This window comes from Polaribacter sp. KT25b, from assembly GCF_900105145.1.
In the GTDB taxonomy this organism is placed as follows: Bacteria; Bacteroidota; Bacteroidia; order Flavobacteriales; family Flavobacteriaceae; genus Polaribacter.
Genome location: NZ_LT629752.1, coordinates 1,439,160 through 1,463,305, shown reverse-complemented (window position 1 = coordinate 1,463,305; position 24,146 = coordinate 1,439,160). Strand labels below are relative to the sequence as shown.

At 28.0% G+C, this 24,146-nt stretch carries 28 protein-coding genes and 1 pseudogene; 17 read left to right on the top strand and 12 right to left on the bottom strand.

The genetic code is table 11. The features are described 5' to 3' along the window. Nucleotides 1-23: 23 nt before the first annotated feature. The 3 genes and pseudogenes from BLT70_RS06205 to BLT70_RS06195 form a co-directional block, all read right to left on the bottom strand. The gene (locus BLT70_RS06205) at nucleotides 24-338 is read right to left on the bottom strand and encodes an antibiotic biosynthesis monooxygenase (protein WP_091892676.1); all 315 of its coding nucleotides are present in this window, start codon (nucleotides 336-338) and stop codon (nucleotides 24-26) included. Beyond that, a pseudogene (locus BLT70_RS17555) lies at nucleotides 335-613 on the bottom strand (GNAT family N-acetyltransferase); the annotation flags it as partial. The pseudogene BLT70_RS17555 and the gene BLT70_RS06205, both read right to left, overlap by 4 nt. 15 nt (nucleotides 614-628) lie before the next feature. After that, the gene (locus BLT70_RS06195; RefSeq protein ID WP_091892674.1) at nucleotides 629-835 is read right to left on the bottom strand and encodes a hypothetical protein; all 207 of its coding nucleotides are present in this window, start codon (nucleotides 833-835) and stop codon (nucleotides 629-631) included. 221 nt (nucleotides 836-1,056) lie between these two features. On the opposite strand from BLT70_RS06195, the gene BLT70_RS06190 reads away from it, so the two are divergent. Both BLT70_RS06190 and BLT70_RS06185 read left to right on the top strand, forming a co-directional pair. Beyond that, nucleotides 1,057-1,710, top strand: coding sequence for an alpha/beta hydrolase (locus BLT70_RS06190; protein WP_091892672.1), 654 nt, complete (start codon nucleotides 1,057-1,059; stop codon nucleotides 1,708-1,710). A 44-nt stretch (nucleotides 1,711-1,754) separates the two neighbouring features. Further along, the gene (locus tag BLT70_RS06185) at nucleotides 1,755-2,669 is read left to right on the top strand and encodes a lytic transglycosylase domain-containing protein (RefSeq protein WP_091892670.1); all 915 of its coding nucleotides are present in this window, start codon (nucleotides 1,755-1,757) and stop codon (nucleotides 2,667-2,669) included. Here the strand turns inward: BLT70_RS06185 and BLT70_RS06180 are convergent, their stop codons facing one another. The 7 genes from BLT70_RS06180 to BLT70_RS06150 all read right to left on the bottom strand — a co-directional run bounded on the left by BLT70_RS06180 (nucleotide 2,670) and on the right by BLT70_RS06150 (nucleotide 8,318). Beyond that, nucleotides 2,670-2,870, bottom strand: a complete 201-nt coding sequence (locus BLT70_RS06180) for a YwbE family protein (protein ID WP_368086347.1) — start codon at nucleotides 2,868-2,870, stop codon at nucleotides 2,670-2,672. It abuts the gene before it with no gap. An 86-nt stretch (nucleotides 2,871-2,956) separates the two neighbouring features. Then, the gene (locus tag BLT70_RS06175; RefSeq protein ID WP_026778088.1) at nucleotides 2,957-3,148 is read right to left on the bottom strand and encodes a cold-shock protein; all 192 of its coding nucleotides are present in this window, start codon (nucleotides 3,146-3,148) and stop codon (nucleotides 2,957-2,959) included. A gap of 180 nt (nucleotides 3,149-3,328) precedes the next feature. Beyond that, nucleotides 3,329-3,520 (bottom strand): cold-shock protein, encoded by a 192-nt coding sequence (locus BLT70_RS06170; RefSeq protein ID WP_091892668.1) that lies wholly within the window; start codon nucleotides 3,518-3,520, stop codon nucleotides 3,329-3,331. A gap of 117 nt (nucleotides 3,521-3,637) precedes the next feature. Beyond that, the gene (locus BLT70_RS06165) at nucleotides 3,638-4,579 is read right to left on the bottom strand and encodes a nitronate monooxygenase family protein (protein WP_091892666.1); all 942 of its coding nucleotides are present in this window, start codon (nucleotides 4,577-4,579) and stop codon (nucleotides 3,638-3,640) included. Then, nucleotides 4,579-6,204, bottom strand: coding sequence for a S8 family serine peptidase (locus tag BLT70_RS06160; RefSeq protein WP_091892664.1), 1,626 nt, complete (start codon nucleotides 6,202-6,204; stop codon nucleotides 4,579-4,581). Before BLT70_RS06160 ends, BLT70_RS06165 begins: the two co-directional genes overlap by 1 nt. Before the next feature lie 41 nt (nucleotides 6,205-6,245). Beyond that, nucleotides 6,246-7,433 carry a tRNA 2-thiouridine(34) synthase MnmA gene (mnmA, locus tag BLT70_RS06155; RefSeq protein ID WP_091892662.1) on the bottom strand — a complete coding sequence of 396 codons (1,188 nt, stop codon included), beginning with the start codon at nucleotides 7,431-7,433 and terminating at the stop codon, nucleotides 6,246-6,248. Nucleotides 7,434-7,598: 165 nt separating this feature from the next. Then, the gene (locus BLT70_RS06150) at nucleotides 7,599-8,318 is read right to left on the bottom strand and encodes a toxin-antitoxin system YwqK family antitoxin (protein WP_091897469.1); all 720 of its coding nucleotides are present in this window, start codon (nucleotides 8,316-8,318) and stop codon (nucleotides 7,599-7,601) included. A gap of 40 nt (nucleotides 8,319-8,358) precedes the next feature. On the opposite strand from BLT70_RS06150, the gene BLT70_RS06145 reads away from it, so the two are divergent. The 6 genes from BLT70_RS06145 to BLT70_RS06120 all read left to right on the top strand — a co-directional run bounded on the left by BLT70_RS06145 (nucleotide 8,359) and on the right by BLT70_RS06120 (nucleotide 14,172). After that, the gene (locus BLT70_RS06145) at nucleotides 8,359-8,946 is read left to right on the top strand and encodes an adenylosuccinate lyase (protein WP_157691840.1); all 588 of its coding nucleotides are present in this window, start codon (nucleotides 8,359-8,361) and stop codon (nucleotides 8,944-8,946) included. Between the two features lie 45 nt (nucleotides 8,947-8,991). Beyond that, nucleotides 8,992-10,335, top strand: coding sequence for an adenylosuccinate lyase (gene purB / locus BLT70_RS06140; protein WP_091892659.1), 1,344 nt, complete (start codon nucleotides 8,992-8,994; stop codon nucleotides 10,333-10,335). Continuing rightward, nucleotides 10,335-10,706, top strand: coding sequence for a hypothetical protein (locus BLT70_RS06135; protein ID WP_091892657.1), 372 nt, complete (start codon nucleotides 10,335-10,337; stop codon nucleotides 10,704-10,706). Before purB ends, BLT70_RS06135 begins: the two co-directional genes overlap by 1 nt. Nucleotides 10,707-10,710: 4 nt before the next feature. Then, nucleotides 10,711-11,475: a TerC family protein gene (locus tag BLT70_RS06130; protein WP_091892655.1), complete on the top strand. Its 765-nt coding sequence runs from the start codon at nucleotides 10,711-10,713 to the stop codon at nucleotides 11,473-11,475. Between the two features lie 4 nt (nucleotides 11,476-11,479). After that, nucleotides 11,480-11,794, top strand: coding sequence for a hypothetical protein (locus BLT70_RS06125; RefSeq protein ID WP_157691839.1), 315 nt, complete (start codon nucleotides 11,480-11,482; stop codon nucleotides 11,792-11,794). 122 nt (nucleotides 11,795-11,916) lie between these two features. After that, the gene (locus BLT70_RS06120) at nucleotides 11,917-14,172 is read left to right on the top strand and encodes a TonB-dependent receptor (protein ID WP_091892651.1); all 2,256 of its coding nucleotides are present in this window, start codon (nucleotides 11,917-11,919) and stop codon (nucleotides 14,170-14,172) included. A 55-nt stretch (nucleotides 14,173-14,227) separates the two neighbouring features. Here BLT70_RS06120 and BLT70_RS06115 read toward each other — a convergent pair whose 3' ends face one another. Together BLT70_RS06115 and BLT70_RS06110 are read right to left on the bottom strand one after the other, a co-directional pair. Then, a complete protein-coding gene (locus BLT70_RS06115) occupies nucleotides 14,228-15,523 on the bottom strand; it encodes an MFS transporter (RefSeq protein WP_091892649.1) in 1,296 nt (431 codons plus the stop codon). A 73-nt stretch (nucleotides 15,524-15,596) separates the two neighbouring features. Beyond that, a complete protein-coding gene (locus BLT70_RS06110) occupies nucleotides 15,597-16,421 on the bottom strand; it encodes a M48 family metalloprotease (RefSeq protein ID WP_091892647.1) in 825 nt (274 codons plus the stop codon). A 269-nt stretch (nucleotides 16,422-16,690) separates the two neighbouring features. Between BLT70_RS06110 and msrB the strand changes: the two genes are divergently transcribed. The 9 genes from msrB to folD all read left to right on the top strand — a co-directional run bounded on the left by msrB (nucleotide 16,691) and on the right by folD (nucleotide 23,949). Continuing rightward, nucleotides 16,691-17,170: a peptide-methionine (R)-S-oxide reductase MsrB gene (gene msrB, locus BLT70_RS06105; RefSeq protein ID WP_091897466.1), complete on the top strand. Its 480-nt coding sequence runs from the start codon at nucleotides 16,691-16,693 to the stop codon at nucleotides 17,168-17,170. A gap of 60 nt (nucleotides 17,171-17,230) precedes the next feature. Beyond that, nucleotides 17,231-18,727: a YfcC family protein gene (locus tag BLT70_RS06100; protein ID WP_091892646.1), complete on the top strand. Its 1,497-nt coding sequence runs from the start codon at nucleotides 17,231-17,233 to the stop codon at nucleotides 18,725-18,727. 59 nt (nucleotides 18,728-18,786) lie between these two features. Beyond that, on the top strand, nucleotides 18,787-19,095 hold the full coding sequence (locus BLT70_RS06095; RefSeq protein WP_091892644.1) for a hypothetical protein: 309 nt from the start codon (nucleotides 18,787-18,789) through the stop codon (nucleotides 19,093-19,095). Nucleotides 19,096-19,157: 62 nt separating this feature from the next. Continuing rightward, nucleotides 19,158-19,310, top strand: a complete 153-nt coding sequence (locus tag BLT70_RS06090) for a DinB family protein (protein WP_231962837.1) — start codon at nucleotides 19,158-19,160, stop codon at nucleotides 19,308-19,310. Beyond that, the gene (locus BLT70_RS06085) at nucleotides 19,311-19,739 is read left to right on the top strand and encodes a hypothetical protein (RefSeq protein WP_091892640.1); all 429 of its coding nucleotides are present in this window, start codon (nucleotides 19,311-19,313) and stop codon (nucleotides 19,737-19,739) included. Nucleotides 19,740-19,757: 18 nt separating this feature from the next. Continuing rightward, entirely contained in the window at nucleotides 19,758-20,198 is a 441-nt protein-coding gene (locus tag BLT70_RS06080) for a hypothetical protein (RefSeq protein WP_091892638.1), read from the top strand. 77 nt (nucleotides 20,199-20,275) lie between these two features. Beyond that, nucleotides 20,276-21,604, top strand: a complete 1,329-nt coding sequence (ffh, locus tag BLT70_RS06075; RefSeq protein WP_091892636.1) for a signal recognition particle protein — start codon at nucleotides 20,276-20,278, stop codon at nucleotides 21,602-21,604. Nucleotides 21,605-21,646: 42 nt separating this feature from the next. After that, nucleotides 21,647-23,077, top strand: coding sequence for a hypothetical protein (locus BLT70_RS06070; RefSeq protein ID WP_091892634.1), 1,431 nt, complete (start codon nucleotides 21,647-21,649; stop codon nucleotides 23,075-23,077). Further along, the gene (gene folD, locus BLT70_RS06065; protein WP_091892632.1) at nucleotides 23,074-23,949 is read left to right on the top strand and encodes a bifunctional methylenetetrahydrofolate dehydrogenase/methenyltetrahydrofolate cyclohydrolase FolD; all 876 of its coding nucleotides are present in this window, start codon (nucleotides 23,074-23,076) and stop codon (nucleotides 23,947-23,949) included. The genes BLT70_RS06070 and folD overlap by 4 nt, the downstream gene beginning before the upstream one ends. Nucleotides 23,950-24,146: the final 197 nt, after the last annotated feature.

Sequence of the window (24,146 nt, the reverse complement as noted above, 5' to 3'; positions counted from 1 at the left end):
AGAGAAAAGTTTATATTTTTTTATTAATGAAATCCATATTCGCGTTCAACTTTACAAATTCTTAATTGATACTTTTTGTACCACTTCTCTCTTCCTAAATTTCTTGCTTCTGTGTGTTCTATATTATTTTTCCATGCAATAATATCTGATAACGTCTGCCAATAAGAAACGGTTATTCCTACTTCACTTCTTGCAGATTCAATTCCTAAATAGCCTTTTTGTTTTTTAGCTAATGTTTCCATTTTTTCTGCTGTTTTAGTGTAACCTTCTAAATTATCTGTAACAATTGTGGTAAAAATTACAGCGTAATAAGGCGGATTTAAATTGTCTACAATCATAATTTTAATTGATATTTTGTTTCTGGTAATTGAAGATCATCACTTATAAATTTTTTCAATATTGTAAAATTATTTTTTTCTAAAATTTTTACGGATGCACTATTTTCATCAACAACATAGGCTATTATTTTTTTTAAACCTATTTTTTTACAATAAGAAATAAGTCCTTTACAAATTTCAAACCCATATCCTAAACCCCAATAAATATCTAAAAAACGATACCCGATTTCATTATCATTATAAGCATCTTTTACGATTGCTACCGTTCCAATAAATTGATTATCATTTTTTTAAACTACAGCATAAATCCAAAAATCATTATTTTTAATAGAATATCTCTTGATTAATTCTTTTAATTCTTCTACATTTTTATCAAAATTTTTAATTTCTCCATCTGCAAATTGCATCACTTTTGGATTAGTTTGCATTTTGTGAAATACATGTATATCATCAAAAATAAGTTCTCTAACTTTTAATCTTTCTGTCTCAAAAAGCATACAATATTTTTTAATTAATTAAACATAAATATACTTATTTGATTACAGAAAATAAATAGCAAATCACATTCATTTATATATAATGTTTTATGAAAATATTGTAAATTTATATGTGGAAAAAGTACCAAAATTGCCGTAAATTTATAGCTTGGCATTAAACTTGCTCATAAATTATTATAATAATTTTAATTCTTATTTTTTATAAAAAGATATCTCTAAAAATGTCTAAAACACATATATATTTCATGCCTGGATTGGGTGTTGGTCCAGATATTTTTAAACAACTTAATTTATCTAAAGAGTTTGAATTGCATTACTTAAAATGGAAAAAACCTCTTTACCAAGAAGAAACACTTACTAATTATGCTATGAGAATGTTAGAAGATATTAAACATGAAAATCCTGTTTTAATAGGTGTTTCGTTTGGAGGAATTATAGTACAAGAAATAAGTAAATTTATCGACACCAGGAAAATAATTATTATTTCTAGTGTAAAATCTAAAAATGAATTTCCTAAAAAATTTAAATTTGCAAATTTAAGTAATCTTTATAAACTTTTTCCTACAAATATAATTACCAATTTCGAGAAATACAGTAAATTTTTTATTGGTAAAAAACTCAAGAAAAAAGCCGCTAATTATAAAAGATACTTAACAGTTAAAGATAAAACATATTTACAATGGTCTATTTACAATGTTTTAAATTGGCAACAAGAAATACCAACTAAGAATATTTTACATATTCATGGAACAAAAGACAAAGTTTTTCCTATTAAATATATACATAATTGTGAGCAAATTATAGGTGGAGATCATGCTATGATTATGACGAAAGCAAAAAAAATATCAGAAATTATTAATACTTATTTAAAATAACTACTAAAATTATAGTACTTTTATATATCAAATTATTACATAAAATGAGCAATACTTATAAAATAATTTCTATTCTTAGTGTAATTTCTGTCACCTTTTTATGTGTGAACGCTATTAATAAAACGGAATCGGATGCTATAAATGATCCAAAAATTGGTACACATTTAAGCTATAAAATACAAGCATTAAAATTACCCGATAATTTAAATCTTGCAGGTGAGCAAGTTCCGCTAGAAATTGCAGATGTAAAAGAAAGAATGGAAAGAGAATTGCTAGTAAATACATATTGGCAATCTAATGGTTTATTACTTTTAAAACGTGCAAATAAATATTTTCCTATCATAGAACCTTTATTAGCAAAATATGGTTTACCAGATGATTTTAAATATTTAGCTCTTGCAGAAAGTGGTTTTACAGATGAAACTTCTTCTGTTGGTGCTGCCGGAATATGGCATTTTATGAGAACAACAGGTAAAGAATATGGCTTAGAAATAAACAACAATGTAGATGAAAGATATCACATAGAAAAATCTACAAAAGTAGCTGCAGAATATTTAAAAAAAGCTAAAGAAAGATTTGGTACTTGGACTCTAGCTGCGGCTTCTTACAATGCTGGTATGTATGGCGTTTCTAGAAGAATGGAAGAACAACAAGTAAATAGTTATTATGACGCACTTTTACCTGATGAAACAGAACGTTATATTTTTAGAATTATTGCTTTAAAGGAAATTTTAAGTAATCCAGAAAAATATGGTTTTGTTTTTGATAAAGAAGATTTATATTCTTTACCAAAAACATACACAATTAAAGTTGATACAGCAATTACTAATATTGCAACTTTTGCAAAAGGATTTGGATTAAATTACAAAGAGTTTAAAATCCATAATCCTTGGTTAAGAGAAAATAAGCTGAATAATAAAAGTAGAAAATTATATGAAATAAAAATTCCAGTAAAATAATTATTCAATAATATTTTTTACTCTACCAACTAAACCAGATTCAAGCTGTACTTTTATTCCGTAAGGATGTGTAACTGATTTTGTTAATATTTTAGCAACAATACCTTGTGTTAATTCACCAGTTCTTTGATGTGGCTTTAGCACTATTTCTACAAACAATCCAACTTTAATATTGGCCCTTTTTCTGGCATCAATAATCATAATAAAAAATTTCTATAAAAATAAAAAAAGCCTATCAATAATTTGATAGGCTTTTAGTTAAAAAATTAACTAGTAATAAATATATATTATAATACTCTTACGTTTACTGCGTTTAATCCTTTTCTTCCATCTTGTAAGTCGAATTCAACTTCATCGTTTTCACGAATTTCGTCAATTAATCCTGACACATGTACAAAATGTTCTTTGTTTGATCCTTCTTCAGTGATAAATCCAAATCCTTTAGATTCGTTGAAAAATTTTACGGTACCTTTATTCATTATAAAAATTATTGTGTTGTTAATTTAATTACTAACAACATTTATTATCTCGCAAAGATAATGCCAATAACTGAATAAAAACATTAATTAATCTTTTATTTTAAATAATAAAGCATAAAAAAAAGCCTAACAAAATATTGAAAGGCTTTAGATAAAAATTTAACTAGTAATAGATATATATTATAATACTCTTACGTTTACTGCGTTTAATCCTTTTCTTCCATCTTGTAAGTCAAATTCAACTTCATCGTTTTCACGAATTTCATCGATTAATCCTGACACATGTACAAAATGTTCTTTGTTGTTTCCTTCTTCAGTGATAAATCCAAATCCTTTAGATTCGTTGAAAAATTTTACGGTACCTTTATTCATTATAAAAAATTATTGTGCTGCTAAATTAATTCTAACAGCGATTTGTTATTAAGATACAAAGATAATGCCATTTTTTTAATAAATGAAATAATCAGTAACCTTATTTAAACTAAAACATTAAGTACTAGTTAACAAAGCTTTAATCGAACTAAATTCTTCTAATATTTCATCAAAAACATCCTTTACGGGTTTTATTTCATGTATTAAACCTGCAATTTGACCAATTTCTAACTCTCCATTCTCTAAATCTCCTTCAAACATTCCTTTTTTTGCTCTTCCTTTTCCTAATAATTCTTTTAATTGTTCTGTTGATGGATTTTGCTGATATAACTCTTGCACTTTATTGTAAAATTGATTTTTCACCAACCTAACTGGCGCTAATTCTTTTAAAGTAAGTTGCGTATCTCCATCTTTTACATTTACAATAGTATTTTTAAAATTTTGATGTGCAGAAGATTCTAATGTTGCAGCAAATCTACTTCCTATTTGAACGCCATGTGCGCCTAAAACCATTGCTGCTAACATTCCTTTTCCAGATGCAATTCCACCAGCAGCAATTACAGGAATATTTACTTGATCATTAACCATAGGTATTAAAGTAAAAGTCGTTGTTTCTTCACGTCCATTATGCCCTCCTGCTTCAAAACCTTCACAAACAACAGCATCAACTCCGGCTGATTCTGCTTTTAATGCAAATTTTACAGAGCTAACAACATGAACAACGGTAATTCCTTTATCCTTTAAGAAAGAAGTCCAAGTTTTAGGATTTCCTGCCGAAGTAAAAACAATCTTCACTCCTTCTTCAATAATAATATCCATAATTTTTTCAATATCAGGATATAACATTGGTACATTTACACCAAAAGGTTTATCTGTTGCTTTTTTACATTTTTGAATGTGCTCTCTTAAAACCTCTGGATACATTGATCCTGAACCAATTAAACCTAATCCACCAGCATTAGAAACTGCAGATGCTAATCTCCAACCAGAAACCCAAACCATTCCGCCTTGAATAATTGGATATTGAATTTTAAATAATTTGGTAATTTTATTTGTCATTATTGTTTTATCAATTTAACAGTTTTTTGCTGATTTTCCATTTGAATTTTCAACATATAAAATCCTGCTTCTAAATTAGAAATATCAACAGTATTTGATATTAATTTTGATTTTTCTAAAACTTTTTCTCCTAAAATATTAAAAATCTGGATTGATAAATTTTCTACAGAAGTACCTTCAAAAGAAAATGAAAAAGAGTTTTTTACAGGATTTGGATAGATACTTATAGTAGAATTACTAAAATCATTTGTAGATAAAACTTGATTGTAAGCAGTTTCAAAATCTGGAACTCCATAACCATATTGATCTGTTGGATTATTATATTTATCGGCAGATTTTCGAATTAAATCCATAATTTCAAAATTCGTTTTATTTGGAAAAGCTTGCCAAAAACAAGCTACAACTCCTGTCATTATTGGAGATGAAAAAGAAGTTCCGTTTGATGTTGATATGTTTCCTGATGAATAATTTATAACTGCAGCGCTTTGCCCTTTTGCTAAAACATCTGGTTTTATTCGATTATCTGCTGTTGGACCAAAAGAACTAAAATATACTATATTTTCTGATGAATTTACTGCGCCTATTGAAAAAACAGAAACCGCATCGGCAGGCGCGCCAATATATTTCCAAGAATCACCTCCTTCATTTCCTGCAGCGTTTACTAAAATTATTCCACGAGATGCTCCAATTTCTGCTCCTCTTGAGATAAAAGTTGTTTTTCCATCCATATCTGCATACGAATGACTGTGATCTGGATTATCGTAAGTTGTATATCCTAAAGAAGTATTTATAACGTTTACACCTAAACTATCTGCTCTTTCTGCCGCTTCTACCCACAAGGTTTCTTCTAAAACGGTTTCTGTCTCTGCAATTTCTGATATAAATAAATAAAATTTTGCATCTGGTGCTGTACCAACAAATTGATTTTCTACATAACCAGCAATAGTTGATAAAACATGTGTTCCATGGCTATCTCTTGTGTAAATATCAGTATTTCTATCAGCAAAATTATAACCACCTAAAATTTGATTATTGTCTCTTATTCTTTGAAAAGCAGAAAGGGTATTTACATTAGGAAAACCAGCATCTATGATTGCAATTTGCATTCCTTCTCCTGTAAAATTTTGTTCATGTAAAAAATCTCCTTTTAACATTTTTATCTGATTTTCTGCATTTCCGTAGATAAAATCAGTAGTTGTGTTTGAAAATTTATTTTGATGATTTGGCGTTACACTTTTTACTCTTTTTTTTGCTCCAGGATTTAAAGATTTATTAGCAAACTCAATAGATTCTATAAAAGTAAAATTTGATAACAAACCATTAATTTGAGAAACTGTACCTTGAACATGAATTGCATTTAACCATTTAGATTTTCCTAAAACAGTAATGTTACCTTCATTTTTTAGTTGATTATAATAATTTTCATCAATAGGAACATCTTTTACATCTAAAGAAATATTTTGTATAATTCTTCTATCTAAAGAACGTTGAGAAAGCATTTGCAAAGGATTTTGCAAAAAAGTTGCCGAATTTGGTTTGTCTTTTAAATAAAGCCAGGCGTCTTCCGTTTGAGAAAAAGTGCTAAAAAAACTAGCAACGCATAAAAAAAGTAGTAATTTCTTCATACTTCGAAATTACTACTTTTTTACGATTCTATAAATTTTTATTAAGAAATTACGCCAGAACCTAACAATTCTTCATTTTTATACCAGGCTACAAACTGCCCTTCTTGAATTGCAGATTGTTTATTTTGAAATTCTACATATAAACCACTTTCTACTTTGTACAAAGTTGCTTTTTCTAAAGGTTGTCTGTATCTAATTCTGGCATCAACTTGCATTGTTTCTGCAGATTTTAAAATTAAATCTTCACGAATCCAATGAATTTCTTCATTATCAACAAATAATACATTTCTATATAATCCTTTGTGGCTTTTTCCTTCACCTGCGTAAATTACATTTTCTACAACATCGGTTTCTATTACATATAAACCTTCTTTTGTTCCGCCAACATTTAATCCTTTACGCTGACCTTTTGTAAAATAATGTGCTCCTTGATGCTTACCAACTACTTTTCCGTCTTCTTTTTTGTACGCAAATTTTGTTGAGTAATATTTTAGTTCAGCTTCCTTGTTTTCAAACTCTGGAGCAGCTTTTGTGTACTGCTCAAAATCCGAAGGAATGGTAACAATAACTCCTTCTTTTGGCTGTAATTTTTGTTGTAAAAATTCTGGTAAACGAACTTTACCAATAAAACACAAACCTTGAGAATCTTTCTTTTCAGCAGTAATTAAATCTGCTTTTTTGGCAATCTCTCTAACTTCTGGTTTTGTAAGTTCTCCAATTGGAAACAACGCTTTTGTTAATTGTTCTTGCGATAATTGACATAAAAAATAAGACTGATCTTTGTTATTATCTTTCCCTGCTAATAATTTATAAACAGGTTTTCCTTCAATAATTTCTTCACTTTTTCTGCAATAATGCCCAGTTGCAACATAATCTGCGCCTAGTTTTAAAGCGATGTCCATAAAAACATCAAACTTAATTTCGCGATTACAAAGAATATCAGGATTTGGAGTTCTTCCTTTCTCATATTCATCAAACATATAATCTACAATGCGTTCTTTATATTGCTCGCTTAAATCTACAACTTGAAAAGGAATTTCTAATTTTTCGGCAACAATCATGGCATCGTTACTGTCTTCTAACCAAGGACATTCGTTAGAAATTGTTACAGAATCATCGTGCCAATTTTTCATAAAAAGTCCGATTACTTCATACCCTTGTTCTTTTAATAAATGTGCTGTAACACTAGAATCTACACCGCCAGAAAGACCAACAACTACTCGTTTCATTTTTTAATTTTGAGGATGCAAAGTTACAACTTTGATTAGAATTTATTCATTGAAAGAATTGATGATTTTATTGAACAAATTGATGATTTTTAGAAAGTTTTATTTCCGTTTTTTTCTTCTTTATATTTCAATATTAATTTAATAGCTTTTAAATTGAAAAATGTGCTACTTTTCATCGTTTTCGTTTTTCTTATACTTCTTATTATTTTCAATATCTTTTTTGTTTGCAACTTCTCCGTCTAAATAATATTCCCATTCTCCTACCCTTTTTCCTTTTAGATAAGTACCTGCTTCTTTAAGATTTCCATTTAACTCAAAATACTTTGCCTGTCCATTTGGTTTTCCGTTTTTGAAAGTGATTTCTTCAATTAAAATTCCGTCACTAGAATATTTTTGAGAAAGACCATTTTTTAATCCGTTTACATAAAAAGTAATTTCTGTTTCTTTTCCGTTTGGATAATAATTAACTAATTTTCCATCAAGTTTTCCTTCTTTGTAAACTTCTTCTGACATTATTTTTCCATCAGAAAAAAAATAAGTCCAATTACCAATTCTGTTTTTATCTTTAAAATAACCTTTGCTTTGTAGTTTGCCTTTAATGGTATAAAATTCTACTAAAACATTTTGACTTTCTTTAGAATATGTTTTAATAATTACTGGATATTTAGAACTAGAAATATCATAAAATTTAAAAACACCAACTTCTTTTCCATTTTCAAATTGACCAGTATAACGTATTTTATCATCCGAATAATACTTAATCCAAGTACCTGTTCGTTGTTTATTTTCATTAAATTGATTAATCTTTTGAGCACTTATTTTTTCATTTGTAAAAAAACAAGCTATAAATGCAAAAACTGCAATAAGTCTTTTTATATTTAGCATGGCAACAATTTTAAAGTAAATATACATAAATCAGACCAAAATGAGCATCTTTTTTGTTACAGAACAACTCAATAATATGGAAAATCCTAAAAGAGAAAACCGAGAAAGAGTTGCAAATATTGTTTTAGCAGATCAAAAATTATTTAAAGATTTAGTTACGATTACTTTTGATGTTGAAAATAAAGTATCTATAAAAGCTGCTTGGATTTTAGAATGGATTTGTAATCATCATCAATTAAATTGGATTTTACCACATTTAAAAGAATTCTCTACAAAAATTTCTAATTTAAAATTTGATAGTGCAATAAGACCTTGCGCTAAAATTTGTGAACTTTTAGCAAATGCTTATTTTGCTAAAAATGATAATGAGATTAAAAATCAACTTACCACAAAACACATTGATTCAATTGTAGAAACTGGATTTGATTGGTTAATTACTCCGCAAAAAATTGCAGTTAGAGCTTATACAATGAACACTTTATATTTCTTTGGATTACAAAAAGATTGGATTCATCCAGAATTAAAACATCTAATAGAAACAAAAATAATACACGAAAGTAAAGGCTGTAAAGCACGTGGAAAATACATCTTACAAATGATAGAAAAACATGAGAATTCTGCTTCATAAATCTGTTGAATTGATTATTTTTGCAGTTAACAACATAACTAAAAAATGGAATTATCACAATTAAATGCCATCTCTCCTATTGATGGACGTTATAGAAATAAAATATCAAAATTAGCAGACTATTTTTCTGAAGAAGCTTTAATAAAATATAGAGTTCGCGTAGAAATTGAATATTTTATTGCTTTGTGCGAAATTCCTTTGCCACAATTAGCTGATTTTAACAACGATTTATTTGCTGATTTACGTAAAATTTATACTGATTTTACAACTGAAGATGCTCAAAAAATAAAAGATATTGAAAGCATTACAAATCATGATGTAAAAGCTGTTGAATATTTTATCAAAGAAAAATTTGACGCTTTAGGTTTACAAAAACATAAAGAATTTATCCACTTCGGATTAACTTCTCAAGACATTAATAACACAGCAGTTCCTTTATCAATTAAAGAAGCTATGAATGATGTGTATGTTCCTCATTATTTTGAACTTTTAGAAAAATTACAAGAATTAGTAATTGAATGGAAAGACATTTCTATGTTGGCAAGAACTCATGGTCAGCCTGCATCACCAACAAGATTAGGAAAGGAAATTGAAGTTTTTGTGGTTCGTTTAAAAGAACAATTTAATTTATTAAATGACATACCAAGTGCTGCTAAATTTGGTGGTGCAACAGGTAATTATAATGCACATAAAGTTGCGTATCCAACAATTGATTGGAAAGAATTTGGAAGTAAATTTGTACAAGAAAAGTTAGGTTTATACCATTCTTTTCCAACAACACAAATAGAACATTACGATCATTTAGCGGCTTTATTTGATACTTTAAAACGTATTAATACCATCATTTTAGATTTAGACAGAGATTTCTGGACATACGTTTCTACAGATTATTTTAAACAAAAAATTAAAGCTGGCGAAGTTGGTTCTTCTGCTATGCCACATAAAGTAAATCCTATTGATTTTGAAAATTCTGAAGGAAATTTAGGGTTGGCAAATGCAATTTTTGAACATTTATCAGCAAAATTACCAGTTTCTAGATTACAGCGCGATTTAACGGATAGTACAGTTTTACGTAATGTTGGTGTGCCTTTTGGACATACAATTATTGCTTTTACATCAACCTTAAAAGGATTGAACAAATTATTGTTGAACAAACAAAAATTTGAAGATGATTTAGAAAATAATTGGGCTGTTGTTGCAGAAGCAATTCAGACGATTTTAAGACGTGAAGCATATCCAAATCCTTATGAAGCTTTAAAAGGATTGACGAGAACTAATGCTAAAATCAATCAAAAATCAATTGCAGATTTTATTGATACTTTAGAAGTTTCATCAGAAATTAAAGCAGAACTAAAAGCAATTACACCATCAAATTATACAGGAATTTAATGAAAAAATTAGTCTTTATTTTAGTAGGAATTTTAGCTTTAACATCATGTAAATCAGAATTTGAAGATAATTCTGATAGATTTAAATTGGGTGTTTTTGAAATTCCTGCTGGTAAAGGTTTTGTAAAAGAAACGATTATCAGAAAAGATAGTATTCAAATTAGTAAACATGGCGACCATGTGGATACTTTGTCTATAAAATGGAAAAATAATTTCTTTTACACCTTAAAATACATCAACCCAAAAAATGATTTACAAGAAGATCCGATGTTTGTTCAGATAAATAAAATTCATAAAGATTCTTATGATTTTACTGTAAAAATTGGTTTTTCTAAATTCAGTAAAAAAGCAACAGTTTATAAAGTAAAGTAAAAAAATGGAAATATTTTTACACGCAGATACTTGGGTAGCATTAGTGACATTAACTTTTTTAGAGATAATTTTAGGTATAGATAATATTATTTTTATTTCTATAACCGCAAATAAATTACCCAAAAATCAAGTAAGAAAAGCAACTCTTTTAGGTTTGGCTTTAGCAATGGTAACTAGAATTTTATTACTTTTTAGTATCTCTTATTTAATTGCTTTAAAAGATCCGTTTTTTGAAATAGATTTAGGTTGGTTTAAAACTGCGTTAACTGGGCAAAGTATCATATTATTTTTAGGTGGTTTATTTTTACTCTATAAAAGTACTAAAGAAATTCGTCAAAAAGTAGAAAACACAAATGAAGAACATGTGCTAAAAACACCTAAAGTAATTTCTTTTAAAAGTGTTATAATTCAGATTATTTTAATTGATATTGTTTTTTCTTTTGATAGTATTTTAACTGCTGTTGGAATGACAAATGGTATTCATGGTGCTTTATTGATTATGATTATTGCTGTAATAATTTCTATTGTTATTATGATGATTTTCTCTAATCCTATAAGTAATTTTGTAAACAACAACCCAACTATACAGATGTTGGCTTTAGCTTTTTTAATTTTAATTGGCTTTATGCTAATTACAGAAGCAGCTCATTTATCGCACACAGAAATTTTTAACAAAACTGTAGGCGCAATTCCAAAAGGTTATTTGTACTTTGCGATCGCATTTTCTTTAGGTGTAGAAATGTTAAATTTAAAAATGCGTAAAAAATAGAGTATTGGTTAAAAAACTAATTAGCACTTTTTTCCTTTTTGTATTGATAGCACCACTATCAATACAAATTTTGCATGTTTTAGAAAATCACGAACACACTTCTTGTACTTCTAAAGTAGAAAATCATATTCATAAACAAAGTTTTAATTGTAAAGAATTACATAAGCATTTAACTTTTTTTACTTTTGATTTTACATCTAATTTTGATGTAATTCCTACACATTTTTACACTTCAATATTTATTTTAAATCCTCAAATTGATAAAGAAATTTATCAATCTATTAAATCTACAAGAGGTCCACCAAGTTTTACTGTTTAATTTATATTATCACGAAAAGCAACAAAGATTACTATTAATCAGAAATTTAACATCTAAATAATAGCTTCCTTTATTGCTACATTGTCGTATTTATCTTTTTTTAATCAGTAAAAATAACATTAATGAAAACATTTATAAAATTGCTACTTTTAGTAGCAGTATTTTCTGCGAATGCACAAAACAGTATTTCAGGAAAAATAACAGATAACAACAATAACCCATTATCTGAAGTAGGAATTTATGCTCAAGAAATTCATAAAGGAACAACTACAAATGAAGATGGAACTTATGTAATAAAGAATATTCCTAATGGAAAATTAAAAATTACTTTTACCTATTTAGGATACAAATCGGTAACAAAAACAATTGTAATAACTTCTAAAAATGAAATCCTAAATATTCAATTAGAAGATTCTTCTTTTGAAATGGATGAAATTATTATTTCTACTCCTTTTAATAAGTTACAATCTGATAATGTAATGAAAGTTGAAAGATTATCAGCAGAATCTATTAAAAAAATGGGAGCTACAACACTTGCTGAAGGCATCACAAATATTGCTGGAGTTTCTCAAATTTCTACAGGAAGTTCTATCGGAAAACCTGTAATTAGAGGATTGAGTGGTAATAGAGTTTTAGTGTATACACAAGGAATTCGTTTAGAAAATCAGCAATTTGGTGGCGAACATGGTTTGGGAATTAACGATGCAGGAATTAGCAGTGTTGAAGTAATAAAAGGGCCAGCTTCTCTTCTTTATGGTTCTGATGCTTTAGGTGGAGTTTTGTATTTAAATCCAGAAAGATTTGCATCAGAAAATCAAAAAGAAATTAATTTTAGTCAAAAATATTTTAGTAATACTTTAGGTAGCAATACTTCTGTTGGATTAAAAACGTCTAAAGAAAATTGGAAATTTTTAGCCAGAGGAACGTATGCTTCTCATTCTGATTATACAATTCCTACGGATGAAAGAGTAACAAATACTCGTTTTAATGAAAAAGATTTTAAAACAGGAATTGCATATTCTAAAAATAAATTCACATCAGAAATTCGTTATAATTTTAACAATTCTCAATTAGGTTTAACAGAAGGAATTGCTGATCAATCTACTAGTAAATCTCTTTTAGAACCATATCAAGTTATTGATAATCATATATTAAGTGCTCATAATCATATCTTTTTTGGTAATTCTAAATTAGATATCGATTTAGGATATACTTTTAATGACCGACAAGAATTTGAAGAACACGAAGAGCATGATGATGGCGAAGAGGATGAAGAACATGAGGAACATGAAGAAGCTGCTTTAAGAATGAAATTAAAAACATATTCTTATAATGCCAAATATCATTTTCCTAAAACTGGAAATTTTGAAATTCTTTCTGGTGTACAAGGATTACATCAAACAAATACAAATTTTGGCGAAGAAATATTAATTCCTAATGCAATTATTAATGATTTTGGAATTTTTACAACTGCAAATTATGCGTGGAATAAAAGTACATTACAAGCAGGAATTCGTTTTGATAATAGAAATATAAGCACAGAAAGTCATGAAGTTGCTCATGAAGATGAAATTCATGTTTTTAATGCTATTGATAAATCTTTCAATAGTTTTACAACTTCTTTAGGATTTAAAACTTCTTTCACAGATTTTTTTACAACTAGAATAAATTTAGCAACTGGTTTTAGAGCACCAAATTTAGCGGAATTAACATCTAATGGAGTTCATCATGGAACCAATAGGTTTGAAGAAGGAAATAATAATTTATCAAATGAGAAAAACACTCAAATTGATGTTTCTTTAGAATATAAAACTGAACATTTTGAGTTTTTTGCTAACGGATTTTACAATCATTTAAATGATTATATTTTTTTAAATCCTACAGGAGAAATTGAAGATGAAAATCCTGTTTATACGTATGTGCAAGAAAATGCAAAATTATACGGTGGTGAATTTGGTTTCCATTTACACCCACATCCAATTGATTGGTTGCATTTAGAAAGTACTTTTGAAACAGTTACTGGTAAACAAAGTAGTGGTGATTATTTACCATTGATTCCCGCAAATACTTGGAAAAATACATTTAGAACAGAATTTAATATCAAAAATTGGTTGCAAAAAGGATATACTTCATTGAGTTTACAAAGCACTTTTAATCAAAATAACGTTAGTGTTTTTGAAACAGAAACTCCTAGTTACAATTTAGTAAACTTAGGTTTTGGAGGTGATGTTGTACTTGGAAAAACAACGTTTACCACATCAATTTCTGTAAATAATTTGTTTGATAAAGAATACATTAATCATTTGTCTCGTTTAAAAGCAGATGGAATTTTAAATCAAGGAAGAAATATAGTTGTAGGTGTTAATTTTGTTTTATAAAACTAGATAATATATAGTTTTAAAAAGTGCTGAGTTAATTAAACTCAGCACTTTTTTATTGTACATATTTTGTTTTCTTTAATGAACTTAAAATGATAAAAGAAGCTAAAAAGAAAACTGCCATACAAAGTACACTCCATTGCATAGAATCTGTTATAGAATATAAAAATCCGTACACAAAAGTTCCTAAAACAATTGCTATTTTTTCAGTAACATCATAAAAACTAAAATACGTTGCATGATCTTCTGTCTCTGGTAATAATTTAGAATACGTAGAACGTGTTAAAGACTGAATTGCACCTTGCACAAAACCCAATAAAACTCCTAATCCGTAGAAATAAAACGCTACATTTTCTTGCTTTTTATCGAGCATAAAAGCTGCAAAACAAACAACCATCCAAATTAGAATGGTAACTTTAAGTGCTTTTATATTTCCCCATTTTTCTGAAAGTCTAGAAAAAACAAATGCACCAATAATTGCTACAATTTGTACTAATAAAATAGTTATAATTAAGTTAATTGCTGGTAAACCTAATTCACTTGACCCAAAAATTGCCGCCATTAAAATAATAGTTTGTACACCAATACTTAATAGGAAAAATGAGATTAAAAAACGCTTTAAAGTAGGATAATTCATTACTTCTTTAGCAACTATTTTTAATTCTTTAAAACCTCTCCAAATATAATCTTCCTCAGGTTTTTTATTATAAATATCATTTGGCAATCTTTTAAATGTTATTTGCGCAAAACCAATCCACCAAATACCAACTAATAAAAACGAAATTCTTGATGCCAAAGATGCATCTATACCAAACCAATCTGGTTTCTGAATCATAATTAAATTGATTATCAGTAAAATAACAGAACCTGCATATCCATAAATAAAACCTTTTGCACTTGCTCTATCTTGTTGTTCTGGATGTGCAACTTCTGGTAAATAAGCATTGTAAAAAACTAAACTTGCCCAAAATCCTATACTTGCTAAAATGGTAAAAACAATACCAATCCAAACCGTATCTATGCCATCAAAAAAATATAAACTTGCCACAGACAAACCTCCTAACCAACAGAAAAACTTCATAAACTTTTTCTTACTTCCTGTATAATCTGCAATTCCTGATAAAATTGGAGAAATAAATGCAACAACTAAAAATGAGAATGACAACGCATAACTATACAAACTATCAGGATGATTCCATTCTGTGCCTAGAAAAATAACTGTTTTACCATCTGTTACTGCACTATAATACAAGGGAAAAACTGCAGTACTTATAACTAAAGAATATACCGAATTTGCCCAATCATAAAAAGCCCAACCATTTATTAATTTTTTATCTCCTATTTTTAACATACTTATTTTATATAAAATAACCGTTCAAAAAATAATTTTGAACGGCCACAATATATGAAATCTAATTGTTAATCTAATTTTTCATAAGTAAATTACCTTTTACATTATATTCTGCTGCATATTTTTTAGCAGTTGGTAAATAACTTCTTAAATCTTGTATTCTAGATTCATTTGAAGGGTGTGTACTTAAAATTTCTGGTTGAGAACTTCCACCAGAATTTGCACTCATTCTTACCCAAACTTCAGCAGCTTCTGTACCATCATAACCAGCCATAATCATAAAAACCAACCCTAATCTGTCTGCTTCTTGCTCATGAACTCTACTAAACTTTAACATTCCTAAACCAGAGCCTACACCAAAAGCTGTATTCCACATTTGTTGAGATTCTGCACTTTTATTTGACGTTCCTAAAGCAACTAATAAACCTCCTATTTGTTGTCCATAAGAATTTGTCATTCTTTCTTGACCATGTTTAGCAAATGCATGCGCAACTTCGTGCCCCATAACTGCAGCAACTCCATTATCATTTGCACAAATTGGCATAATTCCTGTATAGAAAACAACTTTTCCTCCTGGCATACACCATGCATTTACAGTTGCGTCTTCTACTAAATTAAATTCCCATTTATAAGAATCTGCTTCTGATGTCATATTATTTGCTCTCATAAAACGATCTACTGCAGCAGAAATATTTTTACCAACTTCTTTTACTTGATTTGTCATTTTGCTATTAGAAGAAAGTTTATTTTCTTCTAAAAACCCTTGATATTGAGCAAAACTAGCGGGTAAAACTTGCGCATCACTTACAAGATTAACTCGTTTTCTACCAGTAATTGGCACAGTACTACATTCTGAAAAAAGAAAAACTGCGACTATTAAAACTATTATTTTTTTCATTATTTTTTACTTTTTGGTTCATATTATAAGACACCAAATATCGGTCTTAGTCACTTATAATTTTCAATAAAATTACGTATTCTATATTTCTAAAACTAAAACTTTTCAAAAAAAAGAAAAATTTAAATGTTTATTTAATTCTGATAGGCTTGTAAGATTCACAAAAAATGTTCGTCTGATGTTAAATAGGATCTTTTGTGTAAATTAATATAATCATTATAAAATTGATTCAAAAAAGTTATAAAAATCAATTTTTAACTCAAAAAAAAATGAAAAAACTAGCAAGTATTCTTGTCTTATTTTTGATGATAAGTTGTGTAGGAAATGCACAAAACTCATCCAAAGAAAAGAAAATATATAAAATTGTTAAAACAGATATTGAATGGAAAGAACTACTTTCTCCCCTACAATATAATGTTTTAAGAGAAGCTGGAACAGAAAGAGCTTTTTCTAGTGATTTGAATAATAATCATAAAAAAGGAACTTATGTTTGTGCTGCATGTAAAACTGCTTTGTACAAATCTGACCATAAATACGATTCTGGTTCTGGTTGGCCTTCATTTGATAGAGCAATAAAAGGAAATGTTGAATTAGACATCGATTACAAAATTGGTTATGCAAGAACTGAATTAAAATGTACTACTTGTGGTGGACATTTAGGACATTCTTTTGATGATGGACCAAGAAAAACTACAGGAAAGCGACATTGTATAAACGGAGCTGCATTAGAATTTGTTCCAGAAAAATAAAAATATTTTATTTAATTATTTTTTTAAAATAGTATCTTTAAAACTTATTTGGTTTTAAAGATGAAAAAAATAAAATTTCCAAGCGCACAAACAGTTTTGTTATTAATAGCTGCTTTTGTTGCGCTTTTAACTTGGTGTGTTCCTTCTGGACAATATGACAGATTAGCTTATAATAAAGACGATAATAGTTTTATAAAAACGAGTCAGGAAGGATCAATTATTTTAGAAGCATCGCAAAAAACATTAGATGATTTAGAGGTTAAAATTCCGTTAGAAAAATTCACCTCTGGCGCCATTTATAAAGCAATTAGTATTCCTGGAACTTATCAAAAATTAGAAGCCAAACCTCAAGGGTTTATCGAATTTATTTTAGCGCCTTTAAAAGGGATTATAGCAGTTGCTGATATAATTATTTTGGTTTTATTTATTGGAGGTTTAGTTGCAATTGTAAATTTTACAGGTGCTTTTGAAGCAGGAATTTCTAGACTTTCCAATGTCTTAAAGGGCAAAGAATATATTCTTATAATTGTAGTAACAACCTTGATTGCTTTAGGCGGAACGACTTTTGGTTTGGCCGAAGAAACAATTGCCTTCTACCCTATTTTAATTCCTATTTTTATTGCTGCAAAATACGATGCAATTGTAGCTTTAGCATGTATTTATATTGGTTCTTCTATTGGTACAATGGTTTCTACTATAAATCCTTTTAGTACAATTATTGCATCAAATTCTGCCGGAATTAATTGGACTACAGGAATTGAAGGAAGAGTTGTAATGCTTTTAATTGGATTGATTATTTGTATTTTATACATTATAAGATATGCTCAAAAAGTTAAAAAAGATCCATCAAAATCTATCATTTTTGATCAAAAAGAAAGCATTGAAAAAAGATTTTCTTATCAAGATTCATTAGAAAAAATTAACTTTACTTTTCGCTTAAAATTAGTATTAACCATTTTTATTTTATGTTTTATAATTATGGTTTATGGTGTTAGCAATCTAGATTGGTGGTTTTTAGAAATGACAGGAGTTTTCTTTGTTGGCGCACTTTTAATAGGATTTATTTGCAGAATAAATGAAACTGTTTTTGTGGATACTTTTATAAAAGGAGCTAACGAATTATTAAGTGTTGCATTTATTATTGGATTGGCAAGAGGTGTTACTATTTTAATGGAAGATGGTTTAATTAGTGATACTTTACTGTTTTATGCTAGCTCATTTACAGAAGGAATGAACAAAGGTTTGTTTATTAACTCGATGCTTTTTGTGTATAGTGGATTGTCGTTTTTTATTCCTTCATCATCTGGAATGGCAGTTTTAACAATGCCCATTTTGTCTCCTTTAGCAGATACGGTTTCATTAGGTAGAGAACATATTGTAAACACGTATCTTTTAGGAATGGGGTTATTTAATTTTATAAATCCTACGGGATTAATTTTGGCTTCACTTGCAATTGTAAAAATTGGATATGATAAATGGTTGAAATTTGTAATTCCTTTAGTGCTCATTTTAACTTTAGTTTCTATGATCTTTTTAACCATTTCTGTTTATATCTAACTAAAATGTAGATATAACCAAATTAAATTTCTTATTTTTAAGCATTAAATTATTGTTGGGTGGATAAAGTTGAGATAGCCAATTTATTAGAAGAAAAACACCAACAATTATTTAGTTGGCTAGAGAATCAACCCATAGAAAATTGGGAAATTGGTCCAGAAACAAAATGGTCTACAAGTCAGCATATTGAGCATTTAGTTAATAGTTTACAGTTACTAAATAACGCTTTAAGTTATCCAAGATTTATTTTAAAATATAAATTCGGTACTTGTAATAGAGCACCTAGAGATTACGAAACTGTTGCCAAAAACTATCAGCAAAAACTTTTAGAAAATTTAGAAAAAGCAAGAGTTTTAATCAAAAGTTAAAGAAACCCACTTTAAAAGGAAGAAATCGTTTGTTGACAAGATTGCAAATTCAACAAAAAAAATTGCAATATAAAACAGTTCATATTAGCGAAAAAAACTTAGACACATTAGTGCTTCCACATCCATTAATGGGTAAAATGACTGTTAGAGAAATTATTATGTGGACGGCTTATCATACTGAGCATCACACAAAAACTTTACAAAATTTATATTAATTGAAAACGATTATTAAAAAACCACATATTTTCTTTTTTAGCTTAATTCCTCTTTTTATTATTTTTGCTATTATTAAAAAAGGTGGTATTATAGATATAACAATAAATAATACATTCTTTGCTGTTAAAATTCATTATTGGTGTTATTTTTCGGCTGTTTTTACGGCTTTAATTGGCATAAATTATTACATGCTTTATTGGGCAAAAAAACGAACTGTACATATTTTGTCTTTGTTTCATATATTGTTTCAGTTTGCGGCTTTAATTCCTTTTACTTTTTGCATTTTCTTTTTAAATACAAAAGTAGTTTTCACCAAAAGTTCAATAGATTTTTATTACATTCTTTCTATTTCTTATATCCTTTTTACTATTTCGATATGCTTACATATTCTTAATTTTATTTTAACAATTTTAAGAAAAACTAGCTAATCTATTTTAATATTAATTATGAAAAAAATAATAACTAAACCTCATTTATTTTTCTTCGGATTAGCATTCGTTTTTATTTTATTGGGTTTATATAAAAAAGATATAACATTAGATATTGCTGTATACAGTACCTATTTTGAGTTTCATGCAGATTTTTGGTGCTATCTTTCTGCCATTTTCTTTTGCTTAATTGGTTTAAATTATTTCAGTTTAATTTGGGCAAAAAAAACACCTAAAGTATGGTTAACTATTTTGCATATCTTTTTACAAACAATTTCACTAATACCATTTATATATGGAATTTTCAGCTTAAATTCTGATGAAAAATTAACTCAAATTAATTCTTTCTATTTCATAGATTTAGATTTAGCAATTGCCATATCATTTATAATTTTTCTATGCTCAATATTTATACATTTAATCAGCTTTTTTACAAGCTTATTTTTAAAGACTAAATAATTAAAAAACTCCCTTTTATCACTTTACTAATCATCTCTAATTCTTATATTTGTGCTTCCTAAAAAAGAAAACAAATTATGTTTAATAATTTAAGCGATAAATTAGATAAAGCCTTACACACCTTAAAAGGTCATGGTAAAATTACAGAAGTAAACGTTGCAGAAACGTTAAAAGAAGTTAGAAGAGCACTTTTAGATGCCGATGTTAACTTTAAAATTGCCAAAGAATTTACTAAAAAAGTACAAACACAAGCTATTGGTCAAGATGTATTAACTACCTTGAATCCAGGGCAATTAATGGTAAAGTTAGTTAAAGATCAACTAACGGAATTAATGGGTGGCGAAACTGTTGGCGTAAATTTAGGAGGCTCGCCAACTGTAATTTTAATGTCTGGTTTACAAGGTTCTGGTAAAACTACTTTTTCAGGAAAATTAGCAAATTACTTAAAAACTAAAAAATCTAAACAAGTTCTTTTAGTTGGTTGTGATGTTTACAGACCAGCCGCTATAAATCAATTACAAGTTGTAGGTGAACAAATTGATGTTGATGTTTATGCAGAGGTTGGTAATAACAATCCTGTAGAAATTTCTTTAAATGCTATAAAACACGCCAAAGCAAAAGGCAAAAATGTTGTTATTATTGATACTGCTGGTCGTTTGGCTGTAGATGATGCCATGATGACAGAAATCTCTAATATTCATAAAGCTGTAAATCCACAAGAAACTTTATTTGTGGTAGATTCTATGACTGGACAAGATGCTGTAAATACTGCTAAAGCATTTAATGATATTTTAAATTTTAATGGTGTTGTACTTACAAAATTAGATGGTGATACGCGTGGTGGAGCTGCTTTATCCATAAAATCTGTTGTTGATAAACCTATAAAGTTTATTGGTACAGGAGAAAAAATGGATGCAATTGATGTTTTTCATCCAGATAGAATGGCAGACAGAATATTGGGAATGGGAGATGTTATTTCTCTTGTTGAGCGTGCTCAAGATCAATATGATGAAGAAGAAGCTAGAAAATTACAAAAAAAGATTGCTAAAAATCAATTTGGTTTTGATGACTTTTTAAGTCAGATTCAACAAATTAAAAAGATGGGAAGCATGAAAGATTTAGTTGGTATGATTCCTGGCGCTGGTAAAGCAATGAAAGATGTTGATATTGATGATGATGCTTTTAAAGGTATTGAAGCAATTATACATTCTATGACGCCAAGTGAAAGAAGTACGCCAACAACTATAAATGCAAGTAGAAAAAAGAGAATTGCAAAAGGATCTGGAACTAGCATTCAAGAAGTAAATCAATTGATGAAGCAATTTAATCAAATGAGTAAAATGATGAAGATGATGCAAGGAGGAGGAGGCAAAAAAATGATGCAAATGATGCAAGGAATGAAATAAAAAATATTTGGCTGCTTTTTAGCAGCCATTTTAATTTGCAAAATGTCTAAAGAAATTACAAACAACCTAGCTTTTGAAAACATAAAAAAATTACTTTTTATTTTTTTGGGTGTTTGTATTTTTTTTGTTTCAAATACAAATGGAATGTTTTGGGACAACGTTCTTTTTGCTTCAAAAATGGGCAACCATTTATATTATAATTCTATTTTTAACTGGACGATTCCAGACCAATTTGATCCCGGTCATCCTCCTTTTTTAGGTTTTCTTTTAGCTATTTCTTGGAAAATATTAGGTCATAAACTTTGGGTTGGTCATTTTTTAATGATGCCTTTTACAATTGGCGTTTTTTATCAGTTATTTAAATTTATATCCTATTTTGTAGAAAATCAAAAAAATCAAATTTTAGCATTTTTACTGATTATTGCAGATCCAACATTATCAACTCAATTCGTAATTGTAAATCCAGAAGTAATTATTGTATTTTTCTTTTTACTATCTCTAAACGGAATTCTATTTAAAAATAAAAAAACTAAATTTATTGGGTTATTCTTTTTAAGCATCGTTTCATTTAGAAGTATGCTATTGTTTGGCGGACTCTTTTTGTTTGATATTTTTAATACCTATTTATTAGAAAAGAAGAATTTAAAAAAAATATTGAATTTAAAATTTCTCTTATTTTACTTTTTAAGTGCTTTACCAGGGTTTGTTTTTGTTTGTTGGAGATTATTAACAAAAGGTTGGTTACAAACACACCCAGATTCACCTTGGGCTGGACTTTGGGGTTTTGCTGATTTAAAAACTTTTTTAAAAAATTGTTTTTTTCTAGTTCATAGATATGCTGATTTTGGACGGGTTTTTATTTTTATATTTTTAGCAATTATTTGTATATTTTTTGGAAAAAAAATAATTACATCAACAAAAAATAAGCAACTTTTATTATTAGCAATAGCTTCTGTATTTTTTATTGTTGTAATTTCTTTAATATCTACAAATACATTTGGTCATCGCTATTTTATTGTCTCTTATATTGCTTTTACTTTATTAGCATATACTATTTTACAACAGTACTACAAATCAAAAAAAATACTCTTTTCATTACTTTTCTTAGGGCTTATTTCTGGAAATTTATGGGTTTATCCAAGAGAATTATCACAAGGTTGGGATGCAAGTTTGGCACATATTCCTTATCATTCTTTAAGAATAAAAGCCATAAATTACTTAAATAAAGAAAATATTGATATTGATAAAGTTGCTAGTTTTTTTCCGAATTTAACTACTTTAGATAATATTGATTTAAGAGGTGATCAAAGAGCTTTTTCTAAATTTAACACAAAAAATAAGTACATTTTTTATTCTAATGTCTTTAATTTAACGGATAAAGAATACGAAATTTTAGATACTAATTACAACATTTTAAAAGAATTCAATAAAAATAACATAACAGTCATAATTTATATTTTAAAAGAAAAATGATTTTACTAGACGGAAAAAAAACTTCAGCAGATATTAAAGAAGAAATTGCTTTAGAAGTAAGAGAATTAAAAGATAAAGGAAATAAAACACCACATTTAGCAGCTGTTATAGTTGGTAACGATGGCGCAAGTATTACCTATGTAAATGCAAAAGTAAAAGCTTGTGAACGTGTAGGTTTTGAATCTTCTTTAATTCGTTTATCAGAACAAACTACAGAAGAAGAATTACTTAATGAAATTGCAATCTTAAATATTGATAATGATATTGATGGCTTTATTGTTCAGCTTCCTTTACCAAAACATATTGATGAGCAAAAAATAATAATGGCAATTAATCCTGATAAAGATGTTGATGGTTTTCATCCAACGAATGTTGGAAAAATGGCGTTAAACTTACCTACTTTTATCTCTGCAACACCTTTCGGAATTCTAGAATTATTAGACAGATATAATGTAGAAACTTCTGGAAAACATGTTGTTGTTTTGGGAAGAAGTCATATTGTTGGTAGCCCAATGAGTATTTTATTATCACAAAAAAGAAAAGTTGGTAATGCAACTGTTACCATGTGCCATAGTAGAACTCAAAACCTAAAAAGCTTTACTTTACAAGCTGATATTATTATTGCTGCAATTGGTATTCCAGAGTTTTTAAAAGCAGATATGGTTAAAGACAATGTTACTATTATTGATGTTGGTATAACTCGTTTAGCCGATTCTAGCAAAAAAAATGGTTTTAGATTAGTTGGTGATGTTGCTTTTAATGAAGTTTCAGAAAAAGCAGCTTTTATAACACCTGTTCCTGGCGGAGTTGGCCCAATGACGATTGCGATGTTATTAAAAAACACATTATTAGCGCGTAATAGAAAAAGCTAAAATTAACCATTACCTATTTTAAAAAAGCTAATATTTTTTTGATAACTTTTCTGATTTTTTACCAGAATTCTTCATAAAAATATTAGCTTATTTTTTATTAGTTTGTAGTATTATATAAATTGATTTATTACTAAAAAAATCAAGTAAAAATTATAGATCTTCTTTATTTGTTATATTTTAAATATTAAAAGTAGTTC

Coding starts and splice junctions, on each gene's coding strand:
- BLT70_RS06130 (WP_091892655.1), top strand. CDS start 10,711: ATGGAAATATTTTTACACGCAGATACTTGGGTAGCATTAGTGACATTA.
- BLT70_RS06110 (WP_091892647.1), bottom strand. CDS start 16,421: ATGAAAAAAATAATAGTTTTAATAGTCGCAGTTTTTCTTTTTTCAGAA.
- folD (WP_091892632.1), top strand. CDS start 23,074: ATGATTTTACTAGACGGAAAAAAAACTTCAGCAGATATTAAAGAAGAA.
- BLT70_RS06150 (WP_091897469.1), bottom strand. CDS start 8,318: ATGCTAAATATAAAAAGACTTATTGCAGTTTTTGCATTTATAGCTTGT.
- mnmA (WP_091892662.1), bottom strand. CDS start 7,433: ATGAAACGAGTAGTTGTTGGTCTTTCTGGCGGTGTAGATTCTAGTGTT.
- BLT70_RS06100 (WP_091892646.1), top strand. CDS start 17,231: ATGAAAAAAATAAAATTTCCAAGCGCACAAACAGTTTTGTTATTAATA.
- msrB (WP_091897466.1), top strand. CDS start 16,691: ATGAAAAAACTAGCAAGTATTCTTGTCTTATTTTTGATGATAAGTTGT.
- BLT70_RS06160 (WP_091892664.1), bottom strand. CDS start 6,204: ATGAAGAAATTACTACTTTTTTTATGCGTTGCTAGTTTTTTTAGCACT.
- BLT70_RS06070 (WP_091892634.1), top strand. CDS start 21,647: ATGTCTAAAGAAATTACAAACAACCTAGCTTTTGAAAACATAAAAAAA.
- BLT70_RS06115 (WP_091892649.1), bottom strand. CDS start 15,523: ATGTTAAAAATAGGAGATAAAAAATTAATAAATGGTTGGGCTTTTTAT.
- BLT70_RS06185 (WP_091892670.1), top strand. CDS start 1,755: ATGAGCAATACTTATAAAATAATTTCTATTCTTAGTGTAATTTCTGTC.
- purB (WP_091892659.1), top strand. CDS start 8,992: ATGGAATTATCACAATTAAATGCCATCTCTCCTATTGATGGACGTTAT.
- BLT70_RS06165 (WP_091892666.1), bottom strand. CDS start 4,579: ATGACAAATAAAATTACCAAATTATTTAAAATTCAATATCCAATTATT.
- BLT70_RS06175 (WP_026778088.1), bottom strand. CDS start 3,148: ATGAATAAAGGTACCGTAAAATTTTTCAACGAATCTAAAGGATTTGGA.
- BLT70_RS06180 (WP_368086347.1), bottom strand. CDS start 2,870: ATGATTATTGATGCCAGAAAAAGGGCCAATATTAAAGTTGGATTGTTT.
- BLT70_RS06135 (WP_091892657.1), top strand. CDS start 10,335: ATGAAAAAATTAGTCTTTATTTTAGTAGGAATTTTAGCTTTAACATCA.
- BLT70_RS06170 (WP_091892668.1), bottom strand. CDS start 3,520: ATGAATAAAGGTACCGTAAAATTTTTCAACGAATCTAAAGGATTTGGA.
- BLT70_RS06205 (WP_091892676.1), bottom strand. CDS start 338: ATGATTGTAGACAATTTAAATCCGCCTTATTACGCTGTAATTTTTACC.
- ffh (WP_091892636.1), top strand. CDS start 20,276: ATGTTTAATAATTTAAGCGATAAATTAGATAAAGCCTTACACACCTTA.
- BLT70_RS06120 (WP_091892651.1), top strand. CDS start 11,917: ATGAAAACATTTATAAAATTGCTACTTTTAGTAGCAGTATTTTCTGCG.
- BLT70_RS06145 (WP_157691840.1), top strand. CDS start 8,359: ATGAGCATCTTTTTTGTTACAGAACAACTCAATAATATGGAAAATCCT.
- BLT70_RS06080 (WP_091892638.1), top strand. CDS start 19,758: ATGAAAAAAATAATAACTAAACCTCATTTATTTTTCTTCGGATTAGCA.
- BLT70_RS06195 (WP_091892674.1), bottom strand. CDS start 835: ATGCTTTTTGAGACAGAAAGATTAAAAGTTAGAGAACTTATTTTTGAT.
- BLT70_RS06190 (WP_091892672.1), top strand. CDS start 1,057: ATGTCTAAAACACATATATATTTCATGCCTGGATTGGGTGTTGGTCCA.